Here is a 7,239-nt window from a genome sequence, read left to right as displayed (position 1 = left end):
GCCGAGTCACCCGAGGGCCGGGTCACCCGAGGGCCGAGTCACCCGAGAGCCTGCCCGCCTGGGCGGCCGGCTGGTTGTCGTCCCGGATCTCGCCGACAAGCTCCTCCAGGACGTCCTCCAGCGCGACGACCCCGAGGATTCGTCCTCCCTGGTCGGTGACCCGGGCCAGGTGCGCCCCGCTGCGCTGCATCGTGGCGAGCACCGTCGCGAGCCGGTCGTCGGCACCGACCCTGGCCAGCGGGCGGACCCACTTGGTGGGGACCGGCGCCGCCCGCTTGCGCGGGCTGGTTTCCAGGACGTCCTTGAGATGCAGGTACCCGATGAGCTCGCCGGTGGCCGCCCGGACCGGGAAGCGGGAGAAGCCGGTCCGGGCGGCCATCGCCTCCACCCCCCGGGGGGTGACCCCGGCCTCGACCGTCTCCAGGCTGTCGAGAGGCAGCAGGACGCTGCGCGCGCTGCGTTCGTCGAAGTGCAGCGCCCCGGAGAGCAGCCCGTGCTGGTCGGCGTCGAGCAGCCCCTCCCGGCGGGACTCCTCGACGAAGCCGGCGACCTCGTCGCGGGTGAAGGCGCTGGCCACCTCGTCCTTCGGCACCACCCGGACGACGCGCAGACTGAGGTTGGCGACCGCGTTCAGGGCCGCGATCGCCGGGCGCAGGTAGCGCACGATGCCGACGAGGGGCGGGACGAGCAGCAGGGCGCCGCGGTCCGGCCCGGCCAGGGCGATGTTCTTGGGCACCATCTCGCCGATGACCACGTGCAGGAACACGACCGCCGTCATGGCGACGGTGAGGGCGACCGGGTGCAGCAGGGCGTGCGGCATCCCGGCCGCCTCGAGCGGGCCTTCGAGCAGGTGCGCGACCGCGGGCTCCCCGAGCGAGCCGAGCCCCAGGGTGCAGACAGTGATCCCCAGCTGGGTGCCGGCCAGCATCAGGGAGACCTCCTCCATCGCGCGCAACGTGATCCGCGCACGGGCCGAACCGGCCCGTGCCAGCGGCTCGATAGCGCTGCGCCGGGCCGAGATCAGCGCGAACTCGGCTCCCACGAAGAAGGCGTTGGCGAGCAGCAGGACGACGGTGAGGAAGAGCGCGAGCGGGACGTTCACCGCAGCGCCCCCATCGCGTCCGGGGCGGCGGAGCCGCACCACCCGCCCCCGGGACGGCCGCCGTTCCCGGAACGGTCGTCATCCGCGGAACGGCCACCGTCCCTGGGGGCTTCATCCCTGGGGGCTTCATCCCTGGGGGCTTCGCCGCCCGCGGGAGGGCCACCTCCCGTAGGAGCCGTAGAAGAGCCGCCATCCGCTGGAGGCTCGCCGTCGGCACGGACGTGCGCGGGAACCAGACGGACCCGGTCCACCCGGCGGCCGTCCATGAGCTGGACGGTGAGGGTGACGCCGTCGACCTCGACCGCGTCGCCGGCGACCGGCACCCGGCCGAGGCGGTCGGCGACAAGCCCGCCAAGCGTCTGGTACGCCTCGTCCACCGGCAGGTGGACGCCGACGGTCTGCGCCACCTCGTCGAGGCGGAGCAGGCCGGAGAGCAGCCACGTCCCGTCCCGGCGCCGGGCCGCGCGCAGCCCGACCCGGTCGTGCTCGTCGACGACGTCGCCGACCAGCTCCTCGATCAGGTCCTCGATGGTGACCAGGCCGTCCGTGCCGCCGAACTCGTCGATGACGACCGCCATCTGCAGCCCGCCGCGGCGCAGCGTCTCCAGCAGCGGGTCGAGCTCGATCGTGGACGGCACGCTCAGATGAGGGACCATCACGTCGCCGACGGTCACGACGCCCCGGTCGTCCTCGGGGACGGCGACCGCGTGCTTGACATGGACCAGACCGACCACGTCGTCGAGGTCCTGCCCGACGACCGGGAAACGCGAGTGCCCGGTCCGGCGGGTGAGCGCGATCACCTCACTGACCGGGTCACCGGCCCCGACCGTCCACATGCGGACCCGGGGGGTTAGGACGTCCGCGGCCTGCTTGTGCCCGAACGCCAGCGAGCGTTGCAGCAACGTCGCGGTCTCCGGCGCGAGCGTGCCCTGCTCCGCGGACCGGCCGACCAGGGAGAACAGCTCCTGCGCGGAGCGGGCCGAGGCAAGCTCCTCCTGCGGCTCGATGCCCAGCCGCCGCAGCAGAGCCTCGGCGGCGCCGTTGAGCAGGCGGATCAGGAAGGCGGCCACCCGGCTGAACCCCCGCTGGAACCCCTGCACCATCCGCGCGGTCGCCAGCGGCCGGGCCACCGCGAGATTCTTCGGGACGAGCTCGCCGTAGATCATGGTGACGCCCGTGGCGAGCAGCACGGCGATCGCGACGGCGACGCCGGTGGCCATTCCCGCGGGTATCCCGGCGGCCTTCAGCGGGCCGTGGAGCAGGCGCGCGATCGCCGGTTCCACGAGAAACCCGATCGCCAGGTTGGTGATGGTGATGCCGAGCTGTGCGCCGGAGAGCTCGGTCGAGAGCTTCGTGAGCGCCTTGAGGACGCCTCCGGACCTGCGGTCACCGGCTGCCGCGGCACGTTCGACGGTCATCCGGTCGACCGTCACCAGGGAGAACTCGGCGGCGACGAAAACGCCGCAGACCCCGACCAGCACAACGCTGATCAGGATGAGGAGCCACTCGATCACTGTCGCCTGCCCAGGTCGGCCCGGTCCAGGGCAGGCGTCGGACTATGACTGGGTATATCGGGACTAGGCATGGCCCTCTCGGAGGTAGGCGTGACAGAACCCGCCGCGGGCGGGAAGGCGGCCCACCGGCGGTGCCCGAGTGCTCCCGCGGGGCGCCTGCACGTACACATCACCAGGATGCCCGCGTCCGGCCGCCTTGGACAGCCGTCCGAACAGGTCGGAGCAGCCCGCGCGCCGTACGTGCCCCCACGCTCCCCCAGCCCGCGACGCCTCGGCCACGATGACGGCCGGCCCGCGGAGCGGGGCCCGGAAGCGCGCGGAAAACACGGTTCACCAACACGCTCCAGGGGGAGCCCCTGGCCGGCCCCGCCCTGTTCGGCCCCGCGCTATTCGATCTCGAAGAGGCCCTGCCGGACGGCGTACATGACAGCCTCCATCCGCGAGTGCAGCTGCAGTTTGTCCAGGATGTTGCGGACGTGGTTCTTGACCGTGTTCTCGCTGATGAACAGCTTCCGGGCGATCTCCCGGTTGGCCCGCCCCTCCGCGACCAGCTTGAGGACCTCCAGTTCACGGGCGGTGAGGTGGGGTGCGGGCACCCGGCTGGGCCGGTCCTCGGAACCACGGGCGAGCGCGGCGAACTCGACCATGAGCTTGGACGCCATCGACGGGCTGATCAGGCTCAGCCCGTTGTGCACCGCGCGGACCGCGCTGGCCACCTCGTGCGGGGGGATGGACTTCAGGAGGTAACCGACCGCCCCCGCCTTGATCGCCTCGAAAAGATCGGTTTCGTCGTCGCTGACCGTCAACATAACGATCTTCGCGGTCGGCACCTCACGCTTGATCGCGCTCGCCGCGTCGATGCCGTCGCGGTAGGGCATCCGGACGTCCATCAGGACGATGTCCGGCGTGGTTCCCGTGGCTATCGTGACGGCCTGTCGGCCGTCGCCGGCGCGACCGACGACGGTGATGTCCTCTTCAAGATCAAGAACGGTTTCCAGACCCTGGAGGAACAGCTCATGGTCGTCGACCACGAGCACCCGGATGGGCTCGGACTGAGGTGCCACAGGTGGCAGAACACCAATCATCATCACAGATCGGAGCTATCTGGCACGGATGGTCCAACAACGGGCTGCCGGGCGGACGAGCTGCGATCGACGCATGTGCCCACTCTATGTGATGGGGTACTTACACAGAGCCGTGTCTCCACACCGGCACCGATCGAGTCATGCACGGATACCGCTTCCGACATATCGGAATGATACGCGCCGCCTTCCTGCTACGGCGCTTGCTATGACGCTGACGACACACCGTCACCATACCCGCGAAGAGGGCGAATCATCAACCCCGAACTGGGCATATGACACATCCCCCAACGGGCCCGCGACCATGGCCAACAGGCCCACGAGAGTGAGCTCGGCACCGAGCCCGCCGTCGCAACAACTACTCTGTGTAATATTTTGGACGCCCAGATGACGATACTCGCCGCCGTTGCCCGAACGCCCGGCATGCCACCCGCCGCTCGCGGCCGAGCCCCGGCCGCTCGCACTTCGCGGTGTGGCGCCGGTAGCGCTCAGGGCCGATCACGGGCAGCCTGTGGTCATGGTCACACCTTCCCGCAACACGTTCCATCGTCACGTCAAGCCTGGTAACAGCTGGTCCGAGGCGTACGCCCGATGCCACGAGGCCGCGCCCGAGGCCTTCGGCCCGGACCGGCTGCGCAACCTGTGGGGCGGCCAGTGGCGCCGCACCGGAGAGCCGCTGCGCAGCGTCACCCCGGTTGACGGCTCGCCCATCGCCGGCCCGCCGATGATCGAACCGGACGAGGCGCGCGAGGCGATCCGCGCCACCCTCGACGACCACAAACACTGGCGGGACGTACCGCTCCCCGAGCGCAGGGCGCGGGTCACCGCCGCGGTGGACGCCATGGACGATCACCGCGACCTGCTCGCGCTGCTGCTGGTCTGGGAGATCGGCAAGCCGTGGCGGCTGGCGCGCACCGACGTCGACCGCGCGCTCGACGGCGTCCGCTGGTACCTCGAGGAGATCGACCGGATGATCGATGGGCGCGGCCCGCTGCCCGGCCCGGTCAGCAACATCGCGAGCTGGAACTACCCGATGAGCGTGCTCATGCACGCCATGCTCGTGCAGGTGCTCGCCGGCAACGCCGCGATCGCCAAGACCCCGACCGACGGCGGGGCGGCCTGCCTGACCCTCGCCTGCGCGCTGGCGCACCGCGCCGGGCTCCCGGTGGCGCTGGTGTCCGGGTCCGGCTCCCGGCTGTCGAGCGCGCTGGTGCGGGCACCGGAGATCGGCTGCCTGGCGTTCGTCGGCGGGCGTTCCGCCGGCGGGCAGGTCGCCGCGGCACTCGTCGACACCGGCAAACGGCACTTCCTGGAGCAGGAGGGCCTCAACACCTGGGGCATCTGGGAGTTCTCCCAGTGGGACCTGCTGGCCAGCCACCTGAAAAAGGGCTTCGAGTACGGCAAGCAACGCTGCACCGCGTACCCCCGCTACGTCGTCCAGCGCCAGCTCTTCGACCAGTTCCTCGCGGCCTACCTGCCCGTGGTCACATCGGTGCGCTTCGGGCATCCGCTGGCCGTCGCGCACGATGACGACCCGCTGCCCGAACTCGACTACGGGCCCGTCATCAACGCGGGGAAGTCCGCCGAGCTCGCCAGGAAGATCGACGAGGCGATCAGCAAGGGCGGTGTGCCGCTGTACCGGGGGGCGATCGCCGACGGCGCTTTCGTGCCCGGGCAGGACACCTCGGCCTACGTGCCGCCGGTGGCGATCCTCGCTCCCCCGCCGTCGTGCGCGCTGCACCATGCCGAGCCGTTCGGCCCGGTGGACACGATCGTGGTGGTCGACTCCGAGGCCGAGCTCCTCGCCGCGATGAACGCCTCCAACGGTGCGCTGGTCGCCTCGCTCGCCTGCGACGACGAGACGCTCGCCCAGCGGCTCAGCGGCGAGATCCGGGCGTTCAAGATCGGCATCAACAAGCCGCGGTCCCGGGGCGACCGGGACGAGCCGTTCGGCGGCCGCGGCGCGTCCTGGAAGGGGGCCTTCGTCGGCGGCGACCACCTCGTGCACGCCGTCACCGTGGGCAGCGACCCCGGGGAGCGGCTGTACGGCAACTTCCCCGGCTACTCGCTGTACCCGGAGACATAGCCTGCGGTGTAAGGGGTTCACCGGTCATCCCCCGACGCTGGGCCGTTTCTGGGCCGTTCCAGCGCCGGGCAGGGCACCGAGCACCGCGTCGACGGCCTTCCGGGTGTCCTCCTCGGAGTCTGGCCACAGGTGACCGTACGTATCCAACGTCTCCGTCGCGCTCTTGTGGCCGAGCCGGGCCTGAACCACCTTCACGTTCGCCCCGGACGCGATCAACAGCGAGGCGTAGAAGTGGCGAAGCTCGTGGAAGTCGGCGCCGCCGGCAAGCCGGTCGGCGGCCGCCTCGTACTGCCCGGCCAGGTCGTCATGCCCGGCTGTCTTCTCCTTGACCGCCCGCGCCCGTAACGCCACCTCGGCCCGCTTCACGATCTTCGTCCACATCGCGTTGAACACGCCTGCGCGGACGACGCCGCCCCGCCGCTCACCCACCCACAGCAGGCGCACCGCAACCCGCCGCGGCTTCGCCCCCTTCACCCGCTCCGTGTACTCGTCGACCTCGACGAGCTCGGGCGGGTAAGCCTTCACGTGCGCGGCCAAGGCGTTGATGACGGTGTCCCCGTATGGGATGAGCCGGTCCGACGACGGCGTCTTGGTCGGACGCAGGTGCGGCTGACCCTTGCCTGCCGGGCTCTGGGCCTGCCGGTCGACCCGGCCGCGCCGGTGCAGCCACTCAACCCGGTCCAGAGTCAGCCCCAGCACCTCCCCCTCCCGCTGGCCGGACCCGGCCCCGAGGACGACCGCGGCCCGCCAGTAGTCCGGCGCCGCGTCGATCAGCGCCTCGACGGCCAGCACCGGCAGTGGTGTAACCCGCGTCTTGGTCACGACCGGCAGGTTGATGTTCCGGCAGGGGTTACGGGGGATCAGATCGTCCTCGTGCGCTGCGGAGAAAATCCCACTGAGCTTGGTGTAGATCTGATGGACCGTGCCCGGCGCGTGGGTCTCGGTAAGACCGGTGACCCACGCCTGGATCGCGCTTCGCCGGACACGGCCGAGCTGAGCGTCGCCGAAGGCCGGAAGAATGTGAACCCGCAGGATCGTCTCCGTCCGGGCCGCCGTGTTCGGCGCGTGCTGCACCTGCGCAGGTAGCCACGTGTCCCTGACGTAGCCGCGGACAAGCGTCCGCCCCTTGACGGGATCGACGTAGGTACCGCGAAGCTTGTCCGCCTCAACGCTATTGAGACAGTTCTCAGCATCGACCTTGCGCGCGAACGTAGGGTACTTACTCTGGCCCATGTCGTCGACGTATTCGACCTGCCAGCGGTCACCCTTGCCGTATCGCGCGGACTTCACCCGCTCGCCGTCAGGGCCTTTCTTCGCATTGAACCAACGGTCCTTGATCCGGGCCACTATGACCGCCTTTGGCCTTCAGAATTTCGCCGAGCCTTTCTCACGCGCATCTCTAATCTCCCCCGTCGTTATTCGCGAGTAAGGTCACCGGAAATATAGCGTCCCGTG

Annotated in this window: 5 protein-coding genes; 1 reads left to right on the top strand and 4 read right to left on the bottom strand. The window is 70.3% G+C overall.

Features of this window, described 5'->3' with window-relative positions; genetic code table 11:
- Window positions 1-22: 22 nt before the first annotated feature.
- The 3 genes from AC5LSR_RS04250 to AC5LSR_RS04240 form a co-directional block, all read right to left on the bottom strand.
- Window positions 23-1,102 (bottom strand): hemolysin family protein, encoded by a 1,080-nt coding sequence (locus AC5LSR_RS04250; protein WP_250284870.1) that lies wholly within the window; start codon window positions 1,100-1,102, stop codon window positions 23-25.
- Window positions 1,099-2,616, bottom strand: a complete 1,518-nt coding sequence (locus AC5LSR_RS04245; protein ID WP_250290499.1) for a hemolysin family protein — start codon at window positions 2,614-2,616, stop codon at window positions 1,099-1,101. The genes AC5LSR_RS04250 and AC5LSR_RS04245 overlap by 4 nt, the downstream gene beginning before the upstream one ends.
- Window positions 2,617-3,002: 386 nt before the next feature.
- On the bottom strand, window positions 3,003-3,704 hold the full coding sequence (locus AC5LSR_RS04240; RefSeq protein ID WP_250283122.1) for a response regulator: 702 nt from the start codon (window positions 3,702-3,704) through the stop codon (window positions 3,003-3,005).
- Between the two features lie 511 nt (window positions 3,705-4,215).
- Between AC5LSR_RS04240 and AC5LSR_RS04235 the strand changes: the two genes are divergently transcribed.
- Entirely contained in the window at window positions 4,216-5,784 is a 1,569-nt protein-coding gene (locus tag AC5LSR_RS04235) for an aldehyde dehydrogenase family protein (RefSeq protein ID WP_250283124.1), read from the top strand.
- 24 nt (window positions 5,785-5,808) lie between these two features.
- Here the strand turns inward: AC5LSR_RS04235 and AC5LSR_RS04230 are convergent, their stop codons facing one another.
- The gene (locus AC5LSR_RS04230) at window positions 5,809-7,074 is read right to left on the bottom strand and encodes a tyrosine-type recombinase/integrase (protein ID WP_493468168.1); all 1,266 of its coding nucleotides are present in this window, start codon (window positions 7,072-7,074) and stop codon (window positions 5,809-5,811) included.
- Window positions 7,075-7,239: the final 165 nt, after the last annotated feature.

Source organism: Protofrankia sp. CiP1_Cm_nod4 (genome assembly GCF_982290645.1).
Note: the sequence above shows the minus strand (reverse complement) of the source record. Positions and strands in the feature narration are given on the sequence as shown.